At 68.0% G+C, this 22,486-nt stretch carries 27 protein-coding genes; 10 read left to right on the plus strand and 17 right to left on the minus strand.

Going from position 1 to position 22,486, the window contains the following annotated elements; genetic code table 11:
* Positions 1-47: 47 nt before the first annotated feature.
* From GON09_RS16885 to wecC, 3 genes are read left to right on the plus strand one after another with little or no spacing between them, the layout of a single operon-like run.
* Positions 48-1,214 carry a hypothetical protein gene (locus tag GON09_RS16885; protein WP_213932785.1) on the plus strand — a complete coding sequence of 389 codons (1,167 nt, stop codon included), beginning with the start codon at positions 48-50 and terminating at the stop codon, positions 1,212-1,214.
* On the plus strand, positions 1,211-2,026 hold the full coding sequence (locus GON09_RS16890) for a WecB/TagA/CpsF family glycosyltransferase (RefSeq protein WP_213932786.1): 816 nt from the start codon (positions 1,211-1,213) through the stop codon (positions 2,024-2,026). The genes GON09_RS16885 and GON09_RS16890 overlap by 4 nt, the downstream gene beginning before the upstream one ends.
* On the plus strand, positions 2,019-3,275 hold the full coding sequence (gene wecC, locus GON09_RS16895; RefSeq protein ID WP_213932787.1) for a UDP-N-acetyl-D-mannosamine dehydrogenase: 1,257 nt from the start codon (positions 2,019-2,021) through the stop codon (positions 3,273-3,275). The genes GON09_RS16890 and wecC overlap by 8 nt, the downstream gene beginning before the upstream one ends.
* A 59-nt stretch (positions 3,276-3,334) precedes the next feature.
* On the opposite strand, the gene wecB is transcribed toward wecC, so the two are convergent.
* The 3 genes from wecB to GON09_RS16910 form a co-directional block, all read right to left on the minus strand.
* Entirely contained in the window at positions 3,335-4,492 is a 1,158-nt protein-coding gene (gene wecB, locus GON09_RS16900) for a non-hydrolyzing UDP-N-acetylglucosamine 2-epimerase (protein WP_213932788.1), read from the minus strand.
* Positions 4,493-4,663: 171 nt separating this feature from the next.
* Positions 4,664-5,926: a serine--tRNA ligase gene (gene serS, locus GON09_RS16905; RefSeq protein WP_213932789.1), complete on the minus strand. Its 1,263-nt coding sequence runs from the start codon at positions 5,924-5,926 to the stop codon at positions 4,664-4,666.
* 11 nt (positions 5,927-5,937) lie between these two features.
* Positions 5,938-6,330, minus strand: a complete 393-nt coding sequence (locus GON09_RS16910) for an ankyrin repeat domain-containing protein (protein ID WP_213932790.1) — start codon at positions 6,328-6,330, stop codon at positions 5,938-5,940.
* A gap of 36 nt (positions 6,331-6,366) precedes the next feature.
* On the opposite strand from GON09_RS16910, the gene GON09_RS16915 reads away from it, so the two are divergent.
* Both GON09_RS16915 and GON09_RS16920 read left to right on the plus strand, forming a co-directional pair.
* Positions 6,367-7,425, plus strand: a complete 1,059-nt coding sequence (locus tag GON09_RS16915) for a septum formation family protein (protein ID WP_374195397.1) — start codon at positions 6,367-6,369, stop codon at positions 7,423-7,425.
* A 13-nt stretch (positions 7,426-7,438) separates the two neighbouring features.
* Positions 7,439-7,777, plus strand: a complete 339-nt coding sequence (locus GON09_RS16920; protein ID WP_213934496.1) for a metallopeptidase family protein — start codon at positions 7,439-7,441, stop codon at positions 7,775-7,777.
* A 27-nt stretch (positions 7,778-7,804) separates the two neighbouring features.
* On the opposite strand, the gene GON09_RS16925 is transcribed toward GON09_RS16920, so the two are convergent.
* The 9 genes from GON09_RS16925 to GON09_RS16965 form a co-directional block, all read right to left on the minus strand.
* A complete protein-coding gene (locus tag GON09_RS16925; RefSeq protein ID WP_213932792.1) occupies positions 7,805-7,966 on the minus strand; it encodes a hypothetical protein in 162 nt (53 codons plus the stop codon).
* A 122-nt stretch (positions 7,967-8,088) separates the two neighbouring features.
* Positions 8,089-8,376 (minus strand): putative quinol monooxygenase, encoded by a 288-nt coding sequence (locus GON09_RS16930; RefSeq protein ID WP_213932793.1) that lies wholly within the window; start codon positions 8,374-8,376, stop codon positions 8,089-8,091.
* Positions 8,377-8,463: 87 nt separating this feature from the next.
* Positions 8,464-8,892: an NUDIX hydrolase gene (locus GON09_RS16935; RefSeq protein ID WP_307854400.1), complete on the minus strand. Its 429-nt coding sequence runs from the start codon at positions 8,890-8,892 to the stop codon at positions 8,464-8,466.
* Between the two features lie 19 nt (positions 8,893-8,911).
* The gene (locus GON09_RS16940; RefSeq protein WP_213932794.1) at positions 8,912-9,670 is read right to left on the minus strand and encodes an SDR family NAD(P)-dependent oxidoreductase; all 759 of its coding nucleotides are present in this window, start codon (positions 9,668-9,670) and stop codon (positions 8,912-8,914) included.
* 24 nt (positions 9,671-9,694) lie between these two features.
* The gene (locus GON09_RS16945; RefSeq protein WP_213932795.1) at positions 9,695-10,852 is read right to left on the minus strand and encodes an acyl-CoA dehydrogenase family protein; all 1,158 of its coding nucleotides are present in this window, start codon (positions 10,850-10,852) and stop codon (positions 9,695-9,697) included.
* 8 nt (positions 10,853-10,860) lie between these two features.
* A complete protein-coding gene (locus GON09_RS16950; RefSeq protein ID WP_213932796.1) occupies positions 10,861-11,844 on the minus strand; it encodes an NAD(P)H-dependent flavin oxidoreductase in 984 nt (327 codons plus the stop codon).
* 38 nt (positions 11,845-11,882) lie between these two features.
* Positions 11,883-12,536, minus strand: a complete 654-nt coding sequence (locus GON09_RS16955; protein ID WP_213932797.1) for a TetR/AcrR family transcriptional regulator — start codon at positions 12,534-12,536, stop codon at positions 11,883-11,885.
* A gap of 31 nt (positions 12,537-12,567) precedes the next feature.
* Positions 12,568-13,329 (minus strand): 3-hydroxyacyl-CoA dehydrogenase, encoded by a 762-nt coding sequence (locus GON09_RS16960; protein ID WP_213932798.1) that lies wholly within the window; start codon positions 13,327-13,329, stop codon positions 12,568-12,570.
* Positions 13,330-13,355: 26 nt separating this feature from the next.
* Positions 13,356-14,549: a thiolase family protein gene (locus tag GON09_RS16965; protein ID WP_213932799.1), complete on the minus strand. Its 1,194-nt coding sequence runs from the start codon at positions 14,547-14,549 to the stop codon at positions 13,356-13,358.
* Between the two features lie 171 nt (positions 14,550-14,720).
* Between GON09_RS16965 and GON09_RS16970 the strand changes: the two genes are divergently transcribed.
* Both GON09_RS16970 and GON09_RS16975 read left to right on the plus strand, forming a co-directional pair.
* On the plus strand, positions 14,721-15,698 hold the full coding sequence (locus GON09_RS16970; protein WP_213932800.1) for an NADPH:quinone oxidoreductase family protein: 978 nt from the start codon (positions 14,721-14,723) through the stop codon (positions 15,696-15,698).
* Positions 15,699-15,708: 10 nt separating this feature from the next.
* The gene (locus GON09_RS16975) at positions 15,709-16,488 is read left to right on the plus strand and encodes an enoyl-CoA hydratase (RefSeq protein ID WP_213932801.1); all 780 of its coding nucleotides are present in this window, start codon (positions 15,709-15,711) and stop codon (positions 16,486-16,488) included.
* A gap of 60 nt (positions 16,489-16,548) precedes the next feature.
* Here GON09_RS16975 and GON09_RS16980 read toward each other — a convergent pair whose 3' ends face one another.
* The gene (locus GON09_RS16980; RefSeq protein ID WP_213932802.1) at positions 16,549-17,127 is read right to left on the minus strand and encodes a TetR/AcrR family transcriptional regulator; all 579 of its coding nucleotides are present in this window, start codon (positions 17,125-17,127) and stop codon (positions 16,549-16,551) included.
* A gap of 69 nt (positions 17,128-17,196) precedes the next feature.
* On the opposite strand from GON09_RS16980, the gene GON09_RS16985 reads away from it, so the two are divergent.
* On the plus strand, positions 17,197-17,772 hold the full coding sequence (locus GON09_RS16985; RefSeq protein ID WP_213934498.1) for a dihydrofolate reductase family protein: 576 nt from the start codon (positions 17,197-17,199) through the stop codon (positions 17,770-17,772).
* A gap of 12 nt (positions 17,773-17,784) precedes the next feature.
* Here the strand turns inward: GON09_RS16985 and GON09_RS16990 are convergent, their stop codons facing one another.
* The 4 genes from GON09_RS16990 to GON09_RS17005 form a co-directional block, all read right to left on the minus strand.
* Positions 17,785-18,420 carry a TetR/AcrR family transcriptional regulator gene (locus GON09_RS16990; RefSeq protein ID WP_213932803.1) on the minus strand — a complete coding sequence of 212 codons (636 nt, stop codon included), beginning with the start codon at positions 18,418-18,420 and terminating at the stop codon, positions 17,785-17,787.
* 93 nt (positions 18,421-18,513) lie between these two features.
* Positions 18,514-19,173: a histidine phosphatase family protein gene (locus GON09_RS16995; protein ID WP_213932804.1), complete on the minus strand. Its 660-nt coding sequence runs from the start codon at positions 19,171-19,173 to the stop codon at positions 18,514-18,516.
* A 2-nt stretch (positions 19,174-19,175) separates the two neighbouring features.
* Entirely contained in the window at positions 19,176-20,102 is a 927-nt protein-coding gene (gene pheA, locus GON09_RS17000) for a prephenate dehydratase (RefSeq protein WP_213932805.1), read from the minus strand.
* Positions 20,103-20,158: 56 nt separating this feature from the next.
* Positions 20,159-20,821: a hypothetical protein gene (locus GON09_RS17005; RefSeq protein WP_213934499.1), complete on the minus strand. Its 663-nt coding sequence runs from the start codon at positions 20,819-20,821 to the stop codon at positions 20,159-20,161.
* A gap of 179 nt (positions 20,822-21,000) precedes the next feature.
* On the opposite strand from GON09_RS17005, the gene GON09_RS17010 reads away from it, so the two are divergent.
* Both GON09_RS17010 and GON09_RS17015 read left to right on the plus strand, forming a co-directional pair.
* Positions 21,001-21,552 carry a dihydrofolate reductase family protein gene (locus tag GON09_RS17010; protein ID WP_213932806.1) on the plus strand — a complete coding sequence of 184 codons (552 nt, stop codon included), beginning with the start codon at positions 21,001-21,003 and terminating at the stop codon, positions 21,550-21,552.
* Between the two features lie 89 nt (positions 21,553-21,641).
* The gene (locus tag GON09_RS17015) at positions 21,642-22,409 is read left to right on the plus strand and encodes a DUF2470 domain-containing protein (RefSeq protein WP_213932807.1); all 768 of its coding nucleotides are present in this window, start codon (positions 21,642-21,644) and stop codon (positions 22,407-22,409) included.
* Positions 22,410-22,486: the final 77 nt, after the last annotated feature.

Here is a 22,486-nt window from a genome sequence, read left to right on the forward strand (position 1 = left end):
TTGCGTCCGCTCCACGACGACCGGCATTCGTCCGCGAAGGAGTTCCCATGAATAGTGCGGCAGGACTGCACAAGGACCACGGACCACCGCGGAGCGGTACTCGTCCGGAGACGACCGTGCGCGTCCTCCAGTTGACCGATCTCGCCGTACGCGGCCTCACCCGCATGTACGACGGGGACGGCTTCCCCCAGACGGCACGCGGCGTCAGGACCTCCTTCGGTACCGAACTCCGGCTCGAAGGGCGGAACACGCGCTACGCCTCCATCGCCGCCCTCGGGCTGCACCTGCTGCCCGAACACGTGCAGCGCAGTGTTTTGCACGGGGATACGGCCGTGGAGCTCGCCCGTCGCACCGCGAGCCGGGCTCGCAGCCACCGCGACACCGGTGCCGTCGCTCTCGCGGTGTGGGCCTGCGCCGAGATCACCGGCTCGATCGATGCCGCGCTGTACGCGGATCTCCGCAGCCGGTGCGAGAGCGGCAGCCCCCAGGCGACGGTCGACGCGGCGTGGGCACTCACGGCAGCACTCGCCGCACGCACACAGTTCGATTCCAGCGGTCTCGTGCGGACCCTGACCAGGCGGCTCCTCGCCGCCCAGGGTCCCGGCGGTCTCTTCCCCCACATGATCCCCGTCGGCACGGGCAGCAGACTGCGCCGGCACATCGGGTCCTTCGCCGACCAGGTCTATCCCCTCCAGGCACTCGCCCGGACAGCCGCGGCGACGAACGACGGCGTCGCGCTCGCCGCGGCGAATGCGTGCGCCACACGGATCTGCGCGTTGCAGGGTGAGGCCGGCCAGTGGTGGTGGCACTACGACTCGCGTGGGCACACGGTGGTCGAGCGCTTCCCCGTCTACAGCGTCCACCAGCACGCGATGGCACCGCTCGTGCTGTTCGACCTCGCGGCGGCCGGCGGCGATGATCACACGGCGGCGATCGAACTCGGGATCGACTGGCTCCACAGCCATCCCGAGACACTGGCGGATCTCGTCTGCGAATCCCAGGACGTCGTCTGGCGCAAGGTCGGCCGTCGGGAACCGCGCAAGGCCGCGAGATCGGTGGCCGCCGCGACCACCGCACTGCGCCCGGGCACCGTGCTTACGGGACTCGACCGGCTCCTGCCCGCCGGAGTCGTGGATTACGAATGCCGCCCGTACGAACTCGGCTGGATGCTCTACGCGTGGCTGCCGCGCAACGAACTCGGAGGTACCCGATGACCACCAACTCCACCACCGGCGTCCGCACATCGGCGACCCTGTTCGGGATGCCGCTCGATGCCGTCACGATGGACGAGGCTGTCGCGCGGTGCCGCGATGCCCTCGAGCGCCGCGACCGGATGACCATCGGAGTCGTCAACGCGGCGAAGACCGTTCGTCTGCGCAAGGACACCGCGTTGCGCGAATCCCTGCTCGAGTGCGATCTGCTCCTCGCCGACGGGCAGGCAGTCGTGTGGGCGGGGAATCTCCTGGGATACCCGCTGCCGGAACGCGTCGCCGGGATCGACCTGTTCACCTCGTTGCTCGCCGCGGCCGACGCCGAACACCGCTCCGTCTATCTGCTCGGCGCCGAGCAACAGGTGCTCGACGCGCTCGTGGACGTCCTCACCACGACCTACCCCGGTCTCCGGATCGCCGGCGCCCACCACGGATATTTCGAGGAATCGGAGGAGGAGGCGATCGCCCGGGCGGTCCGCGAGTCCGGCGCGGACATGCTCTTCCTGGGCATGCCGTCACCCCGCAAGGAGAACTTCCTGCGCCGGTGGGAGGACGTGCTGGGCGCCCCGATCCGTCACGGTGTCGGTGGCTCGTTCGACGTCCTCGCCGGGATCACCAAGCGCGCTCCCGAACACTGGCAGCGGGCCGGCATGGAGTGGGCGTACCGCCTCCTCCAGGAACCGCGCCGGATGTGGCGGCGCTATCTGACGACCAATACCGCCTTCTTGATCCTGCTCGCCCGCGAGCGGTTCCGCACCACACCGCCCTACCCGCGTCCCGAGAAGTTCCCGACCCCGAGGAAGCATCATGGCTGACACATTCAGCGGCACCGTGGCCGTCGTCGGACTCGGTTACATCGGACTGCCGACGGCCGTCGTCCTTGCGACCCGCGACATCGACGTCATCGGCGTGGACGTCGATCCCCGTATCGTGTCGGCGGTCTCGCGGGGCGAGGTGCCGTTCGCCGAACCCGATCTCGCGGTGAGCCTGGCCGGCGCCGTGGCCATGGGGACCTTGAGTGCGACCGACACCGTGCCCCTCGCCGACGCATACATCATCGCCGTGCCGACGCCGTTCAACGCCGACCACACCGCCGACCTGTCGTACGTACGACGCGCGACCGAGCAGATCGCCCCGCAACTGCGTGGTGGCGAGATCGTGGTCCTCGAATCGACATCACCGCCCGGGACCACCGAGAACGTCAGTCGATGGCTGTCCGAACTGCGACCCGACCTCCGTCTCCCCCACACCGACGAGGGTCTGCCCGACATCCATATCGCCCACTGTCCCGAACGCGTCCTCCCGGGCCGCATCATGATCGAGATGATCACGAACGACCGTGTGGTCGGCGGGATCACGCCGCTGTGCGCTCAACGCGCCGCGGCCATCTACCGGGTTTTCTGCCAGGGCGAGATCTGCCTGACGGATGCCGCGAGCGCCGAGATGGCGAAACTGGTCGAGAATGCCTACCGCGACATCAACATCGCCTTCGCCAACGAATTGTCTTATGTGTCGGACGAACTCGAACTGGATGTCTGGGAGGTCATCCGTCTCGCGAACCGGCATCCACGGGTGAACATCCTCAGTCCCGGGCCGGGGGTCGGCGGGCACTGCATCGCCGTCGACCCGTGGTTCATCGTCGGTGCGTCGCCGGGTTCGGCGAAACTGATCCGCACCGCGCGGGAGATCAACGATTCCAAGCCGAACTACGTGGCACAGCAGGTTATCGAAACCTGTTCGCGTTTCAAGAATCCCACGGTCGCGTGCCTGGGCCTGACATTCAAGGCCAATGTCGACGACATCCGGGAGAGCCCGGCCCTGCACGTCGTCGAACTCATCGCGAAGGCGCTTCCCGACGTCGAGCTGCTGCTCGCCGATCCGTTCGTGCACGAGGTGCCGGACACTCTCCTCGGGTACGAGAGTGTGCGCACCGCGCGGTGCCGGGAGGCCATCGCCGCTGCGGACATCGTCGTCGAGCTCGTGGACCACGACCAGTTCCGGTCCCTGTCGCGCAGTCTCCTGGCGGGCAAAGTCGTCTACGACACCCGCGGCGTGTGGCGCTGAACCGACGGAGAACGGCCGGTAGGTGTGAGAACACCTACCGGTCGTTCCGCTTCCGGAGTTCAGTAGGAGCGGACCGCCTCGACCGGGGCGAACTCCGCGGGACGGGGTCCGAGGCCGAAGAAGTGCTCGATCGCGTCGACGGAACGCTGCGCCGCGTTCCCGTCCCCGTACGGATTGACCGCGCGGGCCATCTCGTCGTACGCAGTGGGCTGGGTGAGCAGACGGGTGACCCACTCGACGATGAGTTCCTCGTCCGTCCCCACCAGCCGGACAGTGCCCGCCGAGATGGCCTCGGGTCTCTCGGTGGTCTCCCGCATCACCAGGACCGGCTTGCCGAGGCTCGGAGCTTCCTCCTGCACTCCGCCGCTGTCGGTCAGCACGATCGTCGACGCCGCCATCGCGAGGGCGAAGTCGCTGTAGGACAGCGGGTTCGTCACGACCACGTTGTCCAGATCGGCGAGGGGTGGCAGGAGTACCTCCCGCACGATCGGATTGAGGTGCGCCGGCAGGAGGAACGTCAGGTGCGGGAACGCGCGGGCCAGACGGGCGACGGCACGCGCCGACCGGGCCATCGGCTCTCCCCACGACTCGCGCCGGTGCGCCGTGACGAGAACCAGCGGACGCCCGAGCAGGGGCTCGAGATCCGGGTTGTCGAGCGACGGCTTCTGCGAAGTCACTGTGTAGAGCGCGTCGATCACCGTATTGCCCGTGACGACGATGTCGCCGGGATCGATTCCGTCCGTCAACAGGTTGGCGCGGGAGGTGGGGGTGGGGGCCAGGTGCAGCGACGCCAGTTGAGAGGTCAGACGCCGGTTCACCTCCTCCGGGAAGGGGTTGTAACGGTCCCCGGTCCGGAGGCCGGCCTCCAGGTGTACGAGCGGCACCTTGCAGTAGAACGCCGCGAGGGCCGCGGCGAAGCAGGTCGTCGTATCCCCTTGGACGAGAACCGCACTGGGCTCCTCGCGGGCGATCACCTCCGACACCCCGCCGAGAGCCTTGGCCGTGATGGCCTCGAGTCCCTGTCGGTGGGTGAGGATATCGAGGTCGTGGCTCGGTTCGATACCGAACAGGGTGTTGACCTGGTCCAGCATCTCGCGGTGCTGGCCGGTCACTGCGACAACGGGTTCGAGCACTTCCGATCTCTGCAAGGCGGTGACGACCGGCGCCATCTTGATCGCCTCGGGACGAGTTCCGTAGACCACCAAAACCTTCTCCATGGTCCAAGAATAGCGTCGAATAAGGACTTAGGGACTGTTTTTATTCTAGAAACCAACTTCTAGTTGGTTATATTCGGCCGGGCCCATGAGAACGGCTCCCCACCGCGGGTGCGATGAGGAGCCGGAGTCGAAGCGGAGCCGTACCGGTCGACCGGCCGGCCGGTGAACCGGTCAGCCGGCCGGTTCGAGCACCTCGCGTCCCACGAACGGCACGAGGGCCTCGGGCACCTTCACCGAACCGTCGGCCTGCTGGTGGTTCTCGAGCAGCGCGACGAGCCATCGGGTGGTCGCGAGCGTGCCGTTGAGGGTCGCGGCCGTCTGCGGCTTGCCGTTCTCGTCGCGGTACCGGACGTTCAGGCGACGCCCCTGGAAGGTCGTGCAATTCGACGTCGACGTGAGCTCACGGTAGCGCTCCTGCGTGGGCACCCATGCCTCGCAGTCGAACTTGCGGGAGGCCGAGGAACCGAGATCGCCGGCGGCGACGTCGATGACGCGGTACGGCACGTCGATGGCGGCGAGCATCTCGCGCTCCCAAGCCAGCAGACGCTCGTGTTCCGCCGCGGCTTCCTCGGGCCGGCAGTAGACGAACATCTCGACCTTGTCGAACTGGTGCACACGGATGATGCCGCGGGTGTCCTTGCCGTAGCTGCCCGCCTCTCGACGGAAGCACGACGACCAGCCCGCGTACCGCTTCGGGCCCTTCGACAAGTCGAGGATCTCGCCCGAGTGGTAACCCGCGAGCGGCACCTCGGAGGTGCCCACGAGATAGAGGTCGTCCTCCTCGAGCCGGTACACCTCGTCGGCGTGCTGACCGAGGAAGCCGGTGCCCTGCATGACCTCGGGACGCACGAGCACGGGCGGGATCATCATCGTGAACCCGTTCGAGGTGGCCTTCTGCGCGGCGAGCTGCAGCAGACCCAGCTGCAGCAGCGCACCGTAACCGGTGAGGAAGTAGAACCGGGCTCCGGAGACCTTGGCGCCGCGCTCCATGTCGATCAGCCCCAGCGACTCGCCGAGCGCGAGGTGGTCCTTCGGTTCGAAGTCGAAGGTGGGCAACTCGCCGACGGTCTCGAGCGTGACGAAGTCGTCCTCGCCGCCCGCGGGCACGCCGTCCTGCACAACGTTGGAGATCGCGAGGTGCGCGCGATCGAAGGCCTCCTGCGCAGCGTGCTGCTCGGCCTCGAGCTCCTTGACCTTCGCCGCCAGCTCCTTGGCGCCGTCGAGCAGCGCGGGACGTTCCTCGGGGGACGCCTTGCCGACCTTCTTGCCCAGGGCCTTCTGTTCGGCACGTGCATTGTCACCGGCGAGGACCGCGGCGCGACGAGAGGCGTCGGCCTCGAGCAGCACGTCGACGAGGCCCGGGTCCTCCCCCCGCATGCGCTGCGACTCGCGGACGGCATCGGGATTCTCGCGGAGGAACTTGAGGTCGATCACGGAATCGAAGCCTACCGCTGCCAGAGTTCCAGGTAGTCGTCGCGCCCGAACATCGTCGCGGTGTCCTCCGCGGTGGGATGTCCGTGACGCGGGTTCGCACCGGCCTCGGCGAGCACCCGCACGACCGACTCCGCGCCCTTGAAGACCGCACCCGCGAGAGGCGACTGACCGCGGTCGTTGAGCCGGTCGACGTCGGCCCCCCGGTCGACCAGGGCCTGTACGGCCTCGGCGTGTCCGTGATAGGACGCCAACATGAGCAGCGTGTCGCCGGTCTCGTTGGTGAGGTTCACGGGAACCCCGGCATCGACGTATGCGGTGAGTGTCTCGACGTCTCCCTGCCGGGCGGCGTCGAAGGTGTGCTTGGCGATCTCGAGAATCTGCGGATCGATCGGGTCGTCGGCCATGAGCCGAAACTACCTGCGTCCACTCGAACAGGCATGATGGAAGTGATGGCCGAAGACAACAAGCCCAAGCCCGACCGTCGCCCGCCCTCGGCGCGGTTGACTCGACGCGCCCTGGTGCTCGTCGCGGCCGGTGCCGTCCTGGCGGCGATCGCGACGTTCGTCGTCGCGGGGTTCCAGGGCACCGACGGCGGGGACGAGAACGGCGGCGCCGGCATCAGCACCACCGGCGCGGTCGCGGGGGAAGCGTTCGGTACCGCCACCGCCGGCGACTGCCTGAACTGGAGCGCTCTCGACGCGAGCGACCTCGCGAAGGTCGACTGCGCCGAGACGCACCTGTTCGAGGTGGCCGCCGACATCGATCTGAGTCTGTATCCCGGCACCGAGTGGGGACCGGGCTCGCGGTTCCCGTCGGTCACGCGCTTCACCGAGCTTCGCGACGAGCAGTGCGCACCGGCCGCGCTGGACTATCTCGACGGCCGGTTCGACCCGAACGGCAAGTTCAGTATCGGCCTGATCAATCCAGGTGAGGCGGGCTGGGCGGCCGGCGAACGCACCCTGCGGTGCGGCCTGCAGTTCTCGTCGACCACCGGCAACCTGCTGCCGATCAAGGGCCGGGTCGCCGACCAGGACCAGTCGCGCGCGTGGGACGTCGGTGTATGCATCGGCATCAACAACGGTGTGCCCGCCGATCCGGTGGAGTGCTCCAAGCCGCACGCTTTCGAGGTCGTCGCGGTGGTCGACCTGGGCGGACAGTTCCCCGGCGGCCTACCGAGCATCGAGGATCAGGACGGCTACCTCGAGGAGACGTGCACGCGCCTGGTCAACGAGTACCTCGGCAGCCCGGAGGCACTGCGGAACAAGACGCTGACACTGTTCTGGGACAACCTCGACTACGACAGCTGGCTCGCCGGCAGCCGCAAGGTGAACTGCTCGATCGGCAAGCAGGTCGAAGGTGGTGGCTTCTCGTCGATCACCGGCAGCGCCAAGGGCGACATCCTCATCGACGGCCAGCCGCCCGTGCCGCCGCCGCCCGTGCCGGAAGGCCGGTCGTTGCCGACGCCGCTGCCGGGCGCCGTCCCCCTGCCGGGGTCGTGACGTGCCGGTGCACATGGAGGACGAGCACTTCGAGGAGCTCGTCTCGGAAGCACTCGACGAGATCCCCCGCGAACTCGCGCGGGCGATCGACAACGTCGTAGTGCTCGTCGAACCACGCCACGAGGACGAACCGGACCTGCTGGGTCTGTACCAAGGTGTCGCGCTCACCGAGCGCGACAGCCACTATGCGGGATCGCTACCGGACATGATCACGATCTACCGCGACGCGATCCTCGACATCTGCGACAGCGACGACGACGTGGTGCACGAAGTGCTCGTCACGGTCGTCCACGAGATCGCACATTATTTCGGAATCGACGAAGAGCGCCTCCACCAGCTGGGCTGGGGCTGAGGCGCTCTTCGCGATCGGTACCCGGTGCTACTTGTTGCGCGCGGCGGTCGCCTTGTCGAGGCGCGGACCCTTGGCCTTGCGCTGACCGAAGTGCGGGCTGAGCGTCGAGACGACGAACATGATGACGGTTCCGACAACGACGACGGCCACGGTGAGCCACACGACGATGACGCCGAAGAGTTCCAACATGCCCGGTTACCTCCACAGTCGATGTCACTTCGAGGCAGACGGCACACGTCCGCCCCGGGGGTCACCCTACCGTCCGCGTTTCACCGGCTGACGACCGACTCCGCCCGCGCTCCGGTGAAAGCTCAGAGGGTGGTGAAGTGCCCGAGCTTGGGCGCTCCCGCCAGGAGGGGTCCGAGATCGGTGATGGCACCCTCGCCGGCGCGGAACTTGCGGTACGCGGCGTCGTGCTCGGCCGAGCGCCACTTCTCCACGACCACCCAGCGGGCCTCGTTCTTCTGGTCGACGAGGATCTCGATGCCGTCGCATCCGTCGAACTGTCGCGTCTCGTCGAGCACGCGCGTCATGACCTTCTTCGCGTCGTCGAGGGAGTCGGCCTTGAATTCGAGTTCGAGCAGAGCGGTGAGCGCCATGGGAGACCTTCCGTGATGTGCGATGTGACTGCCCTCACCACATTTCCCCATGGATGAGAACTGCGCAACAGCTTGCCGGAAACAGGATTACCGGGACGCCGACGTGAGTGCGGGGAGTACGTGGTGCTCGAGCAGCGGCGCGAGATCGTCGGGCAGCGGAAGGTCCGCCGGATCGAGCCAGCGCGTCTCGGCGATCTCCGCCGCAGCGCCGGCGACCTCCACGAGCGGATGCTCGTACACGGTTCCTTCGAGCCGGTAGCCGGGCTCGTTGGCGGCGTCGGCGTCGAAGACCCCGATCAGACGCAACGAGGAGAGGTCCAGTTCGGCGCCCAGCTCCTCGGCGCACTCGCGAACGGCGGTCTCGGCAGGGGTCTCCCCCGGATCCGGCTTGCCTCCGGGCAGCATGAATCGCGACGTGTTCCGCTTCCGCACGGTGAGCACCTCACCGGCGGCGTTGCGGAGAACGACGGCGCTCACCCGAATCACACGGTCACCGATCACGCGGTCCTGGGTCACCGGACCATCCTAGGACCCGTCAGAACATGCTGTAGCCACCGTCGATGAGCGTGGTGCTGCCCGTCTGGAAGGACGACGCGTCGCCGGCGAGGTAGACCGCGATTCCCTCGAAGTCCTCCGGGGTGCCCCACCGGCCGAGCGGCACGCGGCCGATGACGTTCGAGTTGAAGGCGTCGGACGCCTGCAGCGGACCGGTCATGTCGGTGGCGATCCAGCCCGGCAGCACACTGTTGACCCGGATCCGGTGACGCGCGAACTCGACGGCGCATCCGTTGGCGAGCGCGAGCACCGCGGCCTTGCTCGCCGCATAGGGCTGGTTGCGTCCGGCGCCCTGCAGCGCACCGAGGCTCGACGTGACGATCATCGAACCCCCGGTGCCCTGTTCGACGAGCACGCGTGAGGTCTCCCGCATCGTGAAGAACGCACCGTCGACGTTGGTGGCCATGACCGAGCGGTACCGTTCGGTCGTCGACTCGTGGAACTTCTGCAGCGACGATCCGATTCCGGCGTTGACCACCACGACGTCGAGCCCGCCGAAGTCCTCGACGAGGGCCGCGACACCGTCGGTCACGGCCCGCTCGTCGGAGACGTCCACCGATCGGGTGGCCACACGGCCGGCGAACCTCCCGATGTCCGCCGCCGCGTCCGCGAGTTTGTCCTCGCTTCGACCCCACAGGGTGACGTCGGCCCCGGTGCGGGCGAGACCTCGGGCCATGCCGAGACCGATCCCGGTGGAACCGCCGGTGACGAGAGCGCGCTTGCCTGTGAGGTCGAACATCGAATCCCTCTTCCCGTGAACCGATTACGCGTAGTGTGCAGCGATGTCGCGGCCGATGATCTCCTTCATGATCTCGGTGGTGCCACCGTAGATCGTCTGGATGCGCGCATCGACGTAGGCGCGGCCGATCGGGTACTCCATCATGTAGCCGTACCCGCCGTGCAGCTGCACGCAGCGATCGACGACGCGCTTCTGCAGTTCCGTCGCCCACCACTTGGCCTTCGACGCATCCACCGGCGTGAGCTCCCCGGCGTTGAGGGCGAGCACGCAGCGGTCGACATGCGACTCGGTGATCTCGATCTCGGTGAGCATCTCGGCAAGCACGAAGCGGGTGTTCTGCAGGTCGCCGATGGCCTTGCCGAAGGCCTTGCGCTCGAAGACGTACTGCGCGGTCCACTCGTAGGCGGCCCGCGCCGAGGTGATCGCGCTGACCGCGATACCGATGCGTTCGAGGGGCAGATTCTCCATGAGATGCACGAAGCCACGCCCCTCGGTACCGAGCAGGTTCTCCGCGGGGACGCGGGCGTCCTCGAAGACGAGTTCGGCGGTGTCCTGCGCGGCCAGCCCGACCTTGTGGAGCTTGCGGCCACGGCCGAAGCCGGGAGTGTCGCGTTCGACGACGATGAGCGAGAAGCCCTTCGAGCCCGCGCTCGGGTCGGTGCGGCACACCACGATGACGAGATCGGAGTGGATTCCGTTGGTGATGAACGTCTTCTGGCCGTTGATCACCCATTCGTCACCGTCGCGCACCGCAGTCGCCTTCACGCCCTGCAGGTCGGATCCGGCTCCGGGCTCGGTCATCGCGATCGCGCCGATGCGCTCACCGGTGGCCATCTTCGGCAGCCAGCGGGCCTTCTGCTCCTCCGTGCCGAGGTGCACGATGTACGGGATCGTGATGTCGTCCTGCAGCGAAAGGCCCGCACCGAACGAGGTCGTCCCGGTACGTGCGATCTCCTCCTGCACGACGTGACGGAACCGGTAGTCGGCCACGCCCGAGCCACCGAATTCCTCCGGCGCTCCCAGACCGACGATGCCGGACTTACCGGCGGCGATCCATGCCGAGCGGTCGACGAGCCGCTCTTCTTCCCACTTCTCGTAGTTCGGTTCGATCTCGCGGGCGAGGAATTCGCGCACGGTCTCCCGGTATGCCTCGTGGTCGTCGTCGAAATGGGTGCGTTTCATGGCTTCTCCTAGGCGTTCACGCGCGACATCATGCCGCTCAGACGCTCCGCGATGAGGCTCTCGGCGTCGGCGACGATGCGTTCGACCAAGTCCCCCGCGGTGGGGATGTCGTGGATGATTCCCTGGACGGTGCCGACCGTCCAGATGCCGGCCTCGGGATCGCCGTTCTCGTAGACGAGGCGACCGCGGGCGCCGGCGACGAGTTCACGCACGTCCTCGAACTGTCCACCGCGGTCGAGGATTTCGACGACCTCACGGCTGACGGTGTTGCTCGCCACGCGGGCGGTGTTACGCAGCGGACGGAAGATGAGTTCGGTGTCGGTCTCGTTCGCCGCGACGATCGCTTCCTTGATCTTCTGGTGGATCGGGGACTCGACCGTGCACATGAAGCGGGTGCCCATGTTGATGCCGTCGGCGCCGAGAGCCAGGGCGGCAACGAGACCGCGACCGTCGCCGAAGCCGCCGGAGGCGATCATCGGGATCGTGATCTTCTCGGCCGCGGCAGCGATGAGCACGAGACCGGGGACATCGTCCTCACCGGGATGCCCGGCGCATTCGAAGCCGTCGATGCTGATGCCGTCGACACCGATGTCCTGCGCCTTGACCGCATGCCGGACGCTGGTGCACTTGTGCAGCACCTTGATTCCAGCGGCGTGGAAGTCGGGCAGGTGCGGAGCCGGGTTGGATCCGGCGGTCTCGACGATCTTGACGCCGGAGTCGATGATGACCTGGCGGTACTCCTCGTAGGGCGGCGGAGTGATCGCCGGCAGGATCGTGAGGTTGACGCCGAACGGCTGGTCGGTGAGCTCGCGGGTGCGGGCGATCTCCTTCGCGAGATCCTCGGGTGTCGGCTGCGTCAGTGCAGTGATCATGCCGAGCGCGCCGGCATTGGCGACCGCGGCGACGAGTTCGGCGCGGCCGACCCACTGCATCCCTCCCTGCACGATGGGATGTCGGACGCCGAAGGTTTCGGTGAAGGCGGTGGTCAGCACGGCATGGACTCCTTGCAGTGGAGGGGGTTCGGAGACTCTCAGGCGGTCGGGTGGTGACCGACGATCCGCAACGCGATCACGATGTACCGCTGCGCGACCTGAGCGGGTGTGAGGGGCCCGTCGAGTTGGTACCAGCGGACGATGGATTGGAACATCCCGAGGAGAGCCCGCACGGCCTCCTCGACGTCGTCGACCTCGAACACCTGTTGCTCGACGCCCTCGCGCACCAGGTCGAGCATCATGAGTTCGAGGCGTTTGCGGGTCGCGGCATACGTGCGGCGGTTCTCGGGTGCGATGTGGCGCACTTCCGAGTCCAGGGCCGAACGCTGCGCGCGGTGAGTCATGTTGAGAACGATCGCCTCGACAGCGTTGGAGAATCGGGCGACCGGATCGTCGCCACCGTCCGCGACCGCAGCCGAGACACGGTCGATGAGGTCGAGGACGGCGGCGTCGAGCAGCGTGACGAGAACGGCTTCCTTGTTCTCGTAGTGGTAGTACAGCGCGGGCACCGTCACGCCGACCCGACGGGCCAGGTCGCGGACGGTGGCGCCATGGAAACCGTTCTCGCTGAACGCTTCCAGGGCGTGTTCGAGGATGGGGTCGAGCCCCAGAGGCTGGAACTCGCGCCAGTCCGCGGACTGCACGTCCGCGCGGGGCGCGCCGGATTCCTCGGCCTCGTACGGCAGGGTCATCGACCCCCTCCTCTCACAGTCGGTGCTCGGGTCAGCGCGGAGCCATGCGGATCGCGCCGTCGAGGCGGATGACCTCGCCGTTGAGCATCGGGTTGGAGACGATGTGCGCGGCGAGGGCACCGTACTCGGACGGATCGCCCAGACGCGCGGGGTGCGGCACCTGCTGGCCGAGGGAGTCCTGGGCCTCTTGCGGCAGCGAACCGAGCAACGGGGTCTTGAACAGGCCCGGCGCGATGGTGACGACGCGGATGAGCAGCGACGCGAGGTCGCGGGCGATCGGCAGGGTCATGCCGACGACGCCGCCCTTGGACGCCGAGTAGGCGGCCTGGCCGATCTGGCCGTCGAAGGCCGCAACGGAGGCGGTGTTGATGATCACGCCGCGCTCGCCGTCGATCGGCTCGGTCTTGGCGATCCGCTCGGCGGCCAGGCGGATGACGTTGAACGTGCCGAAGAGGTTGACGTCGACGACCTTCTTGAACGCGTCGAGCGGGAAGGCGCCCTTCTTGCTCACGGTCTTGATCGCGTTGCCGATGCCGGCGCAGTTCACCGCGACCCGCAGCGGGCCGAGCGACTCGGCGACGTCGAGAGCTTCGGTGACGGCGGCCTCGTCGGTGACGTCGGCGGCGACGAAGCGGACGCGGTCGCCGAGCTCCTTGGCGATGGTCTCACCGTTGGACGACGGCAGATCGATGATGACGATCTGCGCACCGTCGTTCAGCAGAGCCTTGACGGTGGCGAGACCGAGGCCGGAGGCACCACCGGTGACGACGGCGACGCTGTCGTTGACGATCATGTTCTTCCCTTCGATGTTGTTGTGACTCAGATACGTTCGATGATGGTGGCGTTGGCCATGCCCGCGCCCTCGCACATGGTCTGCAGGCCGTAGCGTCCGCCGGTGGCCTCGAGGTGGTTGACGAGAGTGGACAGCAGGCGGGTACCCGACGATCCGAGCGCGTGGCCGAGCGCGATCGCACCGCCCCGCGGGTTGAGCTTGGCCGGATCGGCGCCGAATTCGTGTGCCCACGCGAGCGGCACGGGAGCGAAGGCCTCGTTGACCTCGTAAGCGTCGATGTCGTCGATGCTCAGGCCCGCCTTGGCGAGGACCTTCTGCGTCGCGGGGATCGGCGCGGTGAGCATGAAGACCGGGTCGTCGCCGGCGACGGAGAACGAGTGGAAACGCGCCCGTGGCGTGAGGCCGAGCTTGTTCGCCAGTTCCTCGCTCATGATCAGTGCAGCGGAGGCACCGTCGGTGAGCGGCGAGGAGTTGCCGGGGGTGATGATCCACTGCGCCTCGGGGAAGCGGGCGGCATAGTCCTCGGTGTAGAACGAGGGCTTCAGACCGGCAAGACCTTCGGCGGTGGTGGTGGCGCGCACCGTCTCGTCGACGGTGTGCCGGACCTGCTCACCGGCGGCATTCGTCACGTCGATCGGGACGATTTCCTTGTCGAAGAAACCGGCCGCGATGGCCTCGGCAGCGCGCTGGTGCGAGCGCGCCGAGTAGGCGTCGAGCGCGTCGCGGTCGAGCTTCCACTTGGCGGCGATGAGCTCGGCGGAGATGCCCTGGTTGACCAGACCCTCGGGGTAACGAGCGCGGATGCTCGGGCCGTGGGTGTCCTTGCCCATCGACGAGGTGCCCATGGGGATGCGGCTCATCGACTCGACACCGCACGCGATGACCATGTCGTAGGCGCCGGCGATGATGCCCTGCGCGGCGAAGTGCGCGGCCTGCTGGCTCGACCCGCACTGGCGGTCGATGGTGGTCGCGGGCACGGACTCGGGGAATCCGGCGGCGAGCAGCGCGGTGCGCGAGATGTTGAGGGACTGCTCGGAGGCCTGGTTGACGCAACCGCCGATCACGTCGTCGACCTGCGCGGGGTCGATGCCGTTGCGTTCGACGAGGGAGCGGAGGACGTGGGCGAGAAGTTCGACGGGATGAGTGCCGGACAGGGCGCCACCCGGCTTGCCCTTACCGACGGCGGTGCGGACCACGTCGACGATGACAGCGTTGGTCATGACGATCCTTTCGAAGGTGCAGAGTGCGGGCCGGAGACGTTCCCAGCGACGTACTTATCGATCGCTAAAGCTTTATCACGGACTTAGCGCTCGGTCAACGGTCCCGGAGAGCTAGCGCACGCTAAGCGACTCTGATAGTGATTGAGCACGACCCGAGTCGAGGAGACGCCCGTGCGCGCAGCCCAACTGACCGAACACGCCGGCCCCGACGCCGTCCGCGTGACCGACATCCCCGAACCCGAGGCGGGCGACTCGCTCGTCCTCGTCGACCTGCACGCCGCCGGGGTGTCCTTCCCCGATCTGCTGCAGACGACCGGCGGCTACCAGATGGTTCGGCCGCTGCCGTGCGTCCTCGGCGCCGAAGGCGCGGGCATCGTCCGCAGCGCCCCGGAGGACAGTGGCCTCGCCGCCGGACAGCGCGTCGCCGTGCTGTCCATCGCCGGATCGTGGCAGCAGACCGTCGCGCTGCCGCCTGAACTGGTGTTCCCACTGCCCGACAGTGTGTCGCTGACCGCGGGCGCCGGGATGCTCATGAACTACCTCACCGCGCATTTCGCCCTCGACGAGCGCGCTCGGTACCGGGCCGGTGAGACCGTGCTCGTCCACGGCGCGGCGGGTGGCCTCGGAGTGGCGTCGCTGCAGGTCGCGGCGGCGCTCGGGCTCGAGACGATCGCGGTGGTGAGCACCGAGGAGAAGGCCGCGGTGGCCAAGGCCCACCGCGCGACCCACACCGTCCTCGCCGACGGCTTCAAGGACCGCGTCCTCGAACTCACCGGCGGTCGCGGGGTGGACATCGTGCTCGATCCCGTCGGCGGCGACCGGTTCACCGACAGCCTGCGCAGCCTCGCCCCGGGTGGGCGGGCCGTGGTCCTCGGCTTCACCGGCGGTAGCATTCCCACCGTGAAGGTCAATCGCCTTCTGCTGAAAAATATTTCGGTCGTCGGCGCCGGCTGGGGCGAGTACCTCCGCACCGTCCCCGACTACCCGGCGCGGCAGTGGGCCGCGCTCGAACCGCTGCTGCGCGACGGGACGCTCGTCGTGCCCGAACCCACGCTTCACCCCCTCGACGAGGCACCCACCGCGCTGCGTTCGCTCGAGAACCGTTCCGCGACCGGCAAGGTCGCGCTCGACCTGACTTCACGACCCTAGGAGCACAGCCATGACCGATGACCTGCCCGGTGTCGACACGACCGTCGACGACGGCGTCCTGCGCGTCACCCTGAACCGGCCCGCACGAATGAACGCCGTGAAGACCGAGACGCTCGACGCGGTCGCCGAGGCCTTCGAGAAGTACGCCGATGATCCGGCCGTACGCGTCGCGGTGCTCACCGGTGCCGGTCGCGCATTCTGCTCGGGTGCCGACATCGCCGGTCGCGATCTGAGCGCACCCCCGAGCGCCGACACGATCGACGCCGCCAACCGTGCCACCGCGGCGATCCGCGCATTCCCGCGCCCGGTCGTCGGCGCCGTCAACGGTGTGGCCGCAGGTGTCGGCGTATCCCTCGCGCTCGCATGCGATCTCACCGTCGCGAAGGAATCGGGATACTTCCTGCTCGCGTTCACGAAGATCGGGCTGATGCCCGACGGCGGAGCATCCGCACTGATCGCCGCGTCCATCGGACGCGCGCGGGCGTTGAAGATGGCCCTGCTCGCCGAGCGCCTCCCCACCACCGAGGCCCTCGCGGCCGGCCTCATCGCCGAGGTCTGGTCCGACGACGAATTCGACAGTGCAGTAGAAACTCTCGTACAGCGACTCGCCGGCGGCCCGTCGGCCGCCTTCGAGTCGACGAAGAACGCGATCAACGACGCGACGCTCACCGAACTCGACAATGCCTTCGCTCGGGAGCGGAAGGGGCAGCTCGTCCTGCTCGGCAGCGCGGACTTCGCCGAAGGTGTGACGGCCTTCCAGGAGAAGCGCCCCGCGAACTTCCGGCGCTGAGCCGTTGACGATTTCGGTGGAGCCGGCCCCGCTCAGCGGGGCCGGCTCCACCGAGATCTTTCAGGCGTCGTCGGGGATCACGCGTTCGACGGCCGCCCGCACCAACTCGGCGGCACGATGCTCGTCGACGATTCCGGGCAGGGTGAGCCTGTCGAGAACCAGCCAGTTCAGCGCGAGATAGAGCAGCACGACGGCGTCCTCGCCACCCGGCAGGCCGGACAGCCGGTAGTTGGCGATGTTGAAATCCAGGTCGGCGCGCACCCGTTCGGTGAGCAGTGCCTGCAGTTCGGGACGCCGGGTCGCTTCGAGGCGTAGTTCGAGGAGCGCGAGGTAGCCGGCGCGGAACCGCGTGAGCCGATCGACCACCTCCGTCATCAGCCCGATCATGGATTCGCGGGTCTGCGGTCCGTGCGATTGCGCCATGACCTCGTCGGCGGGCAGAAGTCGCTCGTAGTAGCGGTGACCCACCTGGACGAGCAGATCGTCGCGGTTGGCGAAGTAGTTCGACGCCGTACCCGTGGGCACCCCCGCCTCCTTGTCCACCGCACGGAAGGTCAACCCGCGGGCGCCGTCGCGCGCGAGCACCTCGATCGAGGCATCCAACAAGGCCTGTCGCCGTTCCGGATTCGTCCGAACCACTTGACACCACTCCATATGTAGTACTACGTTCAAACCACTTCACTCATAGTACTATGAATGGTGGTCCGCATGCGGAAACTCGTCTACTACGTGGCAGTGACGCTCGACGGTTACATCGCAGGCCCGAACGGGGAGTACGACTTCTATCCGATCTGCGACGACATGGCGGCGGCGATGAGCGCGAGATATCCGGAGGCCGTCCCGACCGCGCTCCGCGAACAGATCGGCATGCCCGTCGACACACCGAACAAGGAATGGGACACGGTGATCATGGGGCGCGGCGCCTACGAACCCGGTCTCTCACTGGGACTCACGAGCCCGTACAGCCACATGCAGCAGTACGTCGTGTCCCGCACTCTCGCGCCGGTCGACGACCCGCAGGTCCGGATTGTCGACACCGATCCCGTCGAGCTGGTCCGCACGCTGAAAGCCGAAGATGGACTGGATATCTGGCTCTGCGGCGGCGGCAACATCGCGGGGCAGCTCGTCGACGAGATCGACCGGCTGGTCTTCAAGAGCTATCCCGTGATCGCGGGCGACGGCATCCCGGCACTGTCCGGCAACTTCGTCCCCACCCCATTCGACGTCACCGCGCGCGAGGAATTCAGCAACGGCACACAGGTCACCTGGTTCGACCGTCACTGACTCCGGATCGTCTCAGGCGCCGACGGTCTTGAGGGCGATACCGACGTACTTCTGTGCGACGGCCTCGGGGCTGAGCGTGCCCTCCGCGTGGTACCAGCGCGGGATCGACTGGCACATGCCGAGCAGGGCACGGGTCGTCTCGGCGGCATCGTCCACGTCGAACACGTCCGCTGCGACGCCCTCCTCGACGATCTGGCGCACCAACTGCTCGACGCCCTTGCGCACCGCGCGGTAGCGCTGGCGGTTCTCGGGGCTCAGATAGCGGGCCTCACCCTCGAGCGCAGCGAGGCGGGCCCGCATCGTCATGCGCAGCACGATCGCCTCGATAACGTTCGACAGCCTGCGTACCGGGTCGCCGTCGGCATCTTCGGCGGCGGCGTGCGCGCGGGAGAGCACATCGCTCGTGGACAGTTCGAGAAGGGCGATGAGCAGCCCTTCCTTGTTCTCGTGGTGGTAGTAGAGCGCCGGAACGGTGACGCCGACGCGACGCGCGATCTCCCGCACCGAGGTGCCGTGGAAGCCGGTCTCGTAGAACGCGTCGAGGGCAGCGGTGAGGATGGGACTCAGCTGCATCGGTTCGAGGATGCGCCAATCCGGGATCGACTCACCGTTGGTGAGGGTGTCGGCCCCGTCGCTCGAAGCACCCATGAAACCGCACCTACCTACCGATCGCTACTTTCACACGGACGCCCCGAGGATACCCGCATGTTTTGCGATCGAAGGATCGGAAGGTGGGCGGTATCACCCCATCGGATCGTCGGCACCGCCGCGGGCGGTGTCGTGGAAGGGCGCGAGGAAGGATCCCCAGCGCACGCATTCCCACCCGCCGGACACCGGCGCCAGCTCGACCGTCTCGGTGTTGGCCAGGTGATTCGTGATGGCGAAACCGGCCGGCACCTTCCCCAGATAGGCCGCCACGAGCCGGATGGCGGCACCGTGGCTGACGACCACCACGTCGCCCGAGCCCGCGTCGAGATAATCGCTGCGCAGCGACTCGAGAACGGGCAGATACCGGTCGAGCACGTCGAGCGCCGATTCACCGCCCGGGACCCGCGCCCGCAGGTCGCCGTTGTGCCATTCCTCATAGACCTTCATGAACAGCTTGTGCGATTCCTCGTCACTGCGGTCCTCGAGTTCCCCGACCTGCACCTCGTGCACGCCCTCGCGGACGCTCGTCTCCAGCGACACCGCGGATCCCGCGTGGTCGGCCGTCTGCCGGGCCCGCAGCGCCTGCGACGCGACGAGCAGCGAGGGCGTCCGCTCGACGAGATTCTTCCCGAGCGTGCGGGCCTGTTCGACGCCGAGCTCGGTGAGCTCCGCTCCGGGAAGTTTCGTATCGAGTCTCCGGGCGACGTTCGCCACCGTCTGGCCGTGCCGGGCCAGGATCAATCTGCCGCTCACCGTCAGTCCTCTCCGCGCCGCAGCCGGTCGAGCCACCGCGCATCCTCGTCGTCCGACACGGGCGGGACACCGTGTTCGGACACAGCGGGCCACGATCCGAGGAACCGCACCTGCGCGAAGCGGTGCAATCCCTGCAGTGCCTCGGCGACCAGCGCGTCGTCGATGTGACCCACACAGTCCAAGTGGAAGAAGTAGGTGCCGTATTCCCTGCGGGTCGGCCGGGATTCGATGCGGGACAGATCGATTCCGCGCGTGGAGAACTCGGTGATCGCGCGCACCAGCGAGCCCGGCTCGTTGGGGAGTTGCAGCACGACCGAGGTGCGGTCGACACCGGTGCGTTTCGGCACCGGCCGCGGCCGGGTGACGAGGACGAAGCGGGTACGGGCGCCCTCGAAGTCGGCGACCTTGTCGGCGAGAACCGACAGGCCGAGCCGCTGCCCGGCGAGTGCGGTGGACACGGCCGCGTCGACCTTTCCGGACACGACGTCCTCGGCCGCTCCGGCGTTGGAGGCGGCGGTCACGACCTCGGCGGCGGGCAGGTGGTCCTCGATCCAGCGCCGCACCTGCGCCGCGGCCACCGGATAGGCGCCGATCGTGCGGACCTGATCGCGGGTGACCCCTTCGCGGGTGACCACCGTGAACGCGATGTCGAGCTCGACCTCGGCGACGATCTGCAGGCGCGGCCCGAGCGCCAGAGCGTCCATGGTGGGCGGCACCGAACCCTCGACCGAACTCTCGATGGGGACGACGGCACCGTCGACCTGCTGGTCCCGCAGGAGTTGCAGGGTAGCCGGTGGGCTGGCGGCCGAGACGCGCTCGACGTCGGCGGACTCGCCGACGAGCACGTCGAGTGCACCGAGGCTCTCGAAGCGGTCGAGAGCCATCTCGGTGAACGTTCCCGTCGGTCCGAAATAGGCGATACGTGGCACGTGTACGAGGTTACGCATCGGCAGTGACCGGAAGGTGGAGTCCGCGTGAACCCGGATCAGCTCCCGGTGAGATCGAGCGCCTCGAGATCCCGGCCGACGCCGTCGGTGTCGTCGACCTCCACGACCAGGAGGATCTCCCGCACCGCGGCGGCCGCCTCGGGGACGAGCCGCCGGAGCCGGCCCACGTCGGGAGTCGCGAGGGCGGCCCGGACATCGAAACCGCTCAGCGCCGCGACGGTGGCGGCGAGCAGGGCGACCACGTCGTCGGTTCCGGTCGCGCGGGCGGCGTAGCCGGTGTCGGCGTGGGCGAGGACGGCGAGGAAGTCGGCGACGGCGTCGGCCCCGCGACCTGCGGTCAGGCCCGGGATGTGGCCCGCCTCGGTGAGCGCGCGGGCAGCGTCGGCGAGCGCGGCGTCGGACACGTGCGGGTACACGACCAGGGGTGCAGGTGCGGTGATCGCGAGAACATCCTCGAGATCCTCGGCCGCACACTCGACCTGATAGCGGACCGGACGCCACCCGGCGGGCGAGGGCAGTTCGGCCGAGGCATCGAGTTCGACGACGAGCTCGCGGGTCGGCGATCCGGTGACGGCAGCGGCCGGGACGATCGGCGGGGCGAGCATGCGGCCGGTCGCGGCGAGAGCGCCGTGCAGGGTGGCGTGCCGGCGGGTGAGCAGTGCGTCGAGTAATCCTCGCGATTCGTCGCGGGACGGCGGCATTCCGAGGGGAAGAGGGATCGGCACCGGTTCAGGCTACCGCCGGGCGAGACGGCACCGGCGTCGCCGTCGAGCCGTACGGCGGTGTCATGGAACCGATGATTTCTGTCGGCTGTGACGGTCATCATGTGCACACCCTCCGCGACGCGGAGGAGCACTCCGACGAACGAGGGAGCATTCCGATGGGCAGGATCCTGGTGCACGAATTCGTGAGTCTCGACGGAGGATACGAGGACCCGAGCTTCACGGCCGACTACGGGTTCCCGGACGACCTCGGTGCGAGCGTGGGCCGCCTCACCGACTCCAGCAAGGCGATTCTGCTCGGACGCAACACATTCCACATGTTCGCCGCGGGCTGGGCCGACCGCACCGCCGAGGACGATCCCGGGGCACCGTTCTTCAACGAGACCCCGAAGTACGTGGTGTCGTCGACACTCGACAACGGCGACGAGTGGAAGAACTCGACGGTTCTCGGACCGTACGATCCGGGTGCGATACGCGACCTGAAGGCCGCAACCGACGGCGACATCTACGTCAGCGGCAGCGGGACGCTCGTCCGCGCGCTCCTCGCCGACGGCCTGGTCGACGAACTTCACCTGCTGATGTACCCCGTGGTGCTCGGTTCGGGTGCGCGCCTGTTCCCCGACGGGGTGGGTCGTCTACCACTCACACTGCTGGGCAGCGAGTCCTTCGGGAACGGCGTCGTGCATCTCACCTACGGACCGGCTGCCTGAACCACCGGCGACGAGGAGATGGGACCACTTGCGACCGCGGTCACAATGACTTAGGTTTGCCTCACCTACATCGAGAAGGAGGGGTTGACATGCAGACCACCACATCCGTCATTCCCGCGCCGACCACGGCCGAACGTGTACGCACAGCGCTCATCCGGGCCGATACGACCCAGCTCGCGATCGACGGATGCGACCCGCTCCCCACCTCCGTCCACCATCTCCTCGACGACGGGCAGGTCGCCGTCGTCGTCGCCGAGGACAGCCTCCCCGTCGCACTCGCCTGGCAGGCCGGAAGCGCCGGAATCCCCGCGATGCTCGAGCTCACCGACCATTCGCCGATCGCACTGCGCAACCCGGTGCGGTCGCTCATCTGGCTCAGCGGCACCCTGCGTCCGGTCGACCATCCCCGCCGGCTCGCCGCCGAGATCGCCGAGATCCTCCCGCATCCCGAACTCCTCGACGTCGGACACCGCTCCGAACTCCTGTGCCTGACTCTCGACTCCGTCGTCGCAGCCGACACCACCGGAGCCGAAGCCGTCGATGTCACCGACGTCCTCGACGCTGCTCCCGACCCCTTTGCGGTACTCGAGACCGGCTGGCTCCAGCACCTCGAACAGGACCACGCCGACATCGTGTGGCAGATCGCGCGACGGATTCCGCCCGCGCATCGCGGCGGACGGATCCGCCCCCTCGGCCTCGACCGCTACGGCCTGCGCCTGCGCGTCGAATCCGAAGGCGACGACCACGACGTGCGCATCCCCTTCCACGAGCCGGTCGACGATCCCGCGGCCCTGAGCCGCGCGCTGCGCCTGCTGGCCGGCTGCCCCTTCCGCAACGGACTGCCGCCGCGGACCTGAGCGGTTCGCTCCGGCACGCGGCGGCAGAGGTGGTCCGGTCGATCTTCCGTGGGGTCGATCGTCCGTAGGAAGGCTCC

The sequence above is a fragment of the Rhodococcus sp. B50 genome (genome assembly GCF_013602415.1).
Taxonomy (GTDB): Bacteria; Actinomycetota; Actinomycetes; order Mycobacteriales; family Mycobacteriaceae; genus Rhodococcus.

Excerpts from the sequence above, each read along its gene's own strand:
- wecB (WP_213932788.1), bottom strand. The coding sequence starts at position 4,492 with ATGGAGAAGGTTTTGGTGGTCTACGGAACTCGTCCCGAGGCGATCAAG.
- GON09_RS16955 (WP_213932797.1), bottom strand. The coding sequence starts at position 12,536 with ATGACCCTGCCGTACGAGGCCGAGGAATCCGGCGCGCCCCGCGCGGAC.
- GON09_RS16890 (WP_213932786.1), top strand. The coding sequence starts at position 1,211 with ATGACCACCAACTCCACCACCGGCGTCCGCACATCGGCGACCCTGTTC.
- GON09_RS16975 (WP_213932801.1), top strand. The coding sequence starts at position 15,709 with ATGACCGATGACCTGCCCGGTGTCGACACGACCGTCGACGACGGCGTC.
- GON09_RS17010 (WP_213932806.1), top strand. The coding sequence starts at position 21,001 with ATGGGCAGGATCCTGGTGCACGAATTCGTGAGTCTCGACGGAGGATAC.
- GON09_RS16960 (WP_213932798.1), bottom strand. The coding sequence starts at position 13,329 with ATGATCGTCAACGACAGCGTCGCCGTCGTCACCGGTGGTGCCTCCGGC.
- GON09_RS16930 (WP_213932793.1), bottom strand. The coding sequence starts at position 8,376 with ATGGCGCTCACCGCTCTGCTCGAACTCGAATTCAAGGCCGACTCCCTC.
- GON09_RS16990 (WP_213932803.1), bottom strand. The coding sequence starts at position 18,420 with ATGGGTGCTTCGAGCGACGGGGCCGACACCCTCACCAACGGTGAGTCG.
- wecC (WP_213932787.1), top strand. The coding sequence starts at position 2,019 with ATGGCTGACACATTCAGCGGCACCGTGGCCGTCGTCGGACTCGGTTAC.
- GON09_RS17005 (WP_213934499.1), bottom strand. The coding sequence starts at position 20,821 with ATGCCGCCGTCCCGCGACGAATCGCGAGGATTACTCGACGCACTGCTC.
- GON09_RS17015 (WP_213932807.1), top strand. The coding sequence starts at position 21,642 with ATGCAGACCACCACATCCGTCATTCCCGCGCCGACCACGGCCGAACGT.
- GON09_RS16910 (WP_213932790.1), bottom strand. The coding sequence starts at position 6,330 with ATGGCCGACGACCCGATCGATCCGCAGATTCTCGAGATCGCCAAGCAC.
- GON09_RS16985 (WP_213934498.1), top strand. The coding sequence starts at position 17,197 with ATGCGGAAACTCGTCTACTACGTGGCAGTGACGCTCGACGGTTACATC.
- GON09_RS16885 (WP_213932785.1), top strand. The coding sequence starts at position 48 with ATGAATAGTGCGGCAGGACTGCACAAGGACCACGGACCACCGCGGAGC.
- GON09_RS16965 (WP_213932799.1), bottom strand. The coding sequence starts at position 14,549 with ATGACCAACGCTGTCATCGTCGACGTGGTCCGCACCGCCGTCGGTAAG.
- GON09_RS16920 (WP_213934496.1), top strand. The coding sequence starts at position 7,439 with ATGGAGGACGAGCACTTCGAGGAGCTCGTCTCGGAAGCACTCGACGAG.
- GON09_RS16925 (WP_213932792.1), bottom strand. The coding sequence starts at position 7,966 with ATGTTGGAACTCTTCGGCGTCATCGTCGTGTGGCTCACCGTGGCCGTC.
- GON09_RS16940 (WP_213932794.1), bottom strand. The coding sequence starts at position 9,670 with ATGTTCGACCTCACAGGCAAGCGCGCTCTCGTCACCGGCGGTTCCACC.
- GON09_RS16945 (WP_213932795.1), bottom strand. The coding sequence starts at position 10,852 with ATGAAACGCACCCATTTCGACGACGACCACGAGGCATACCGGGAGACC.
- GON09_RS16915 (WP_374195397.1), top strand. The coding sequence starts at position 6,367 with ATGGAAGTGATGGCCGAAGACAACAAGCCCAAGCCCGACCGTCGCCCG.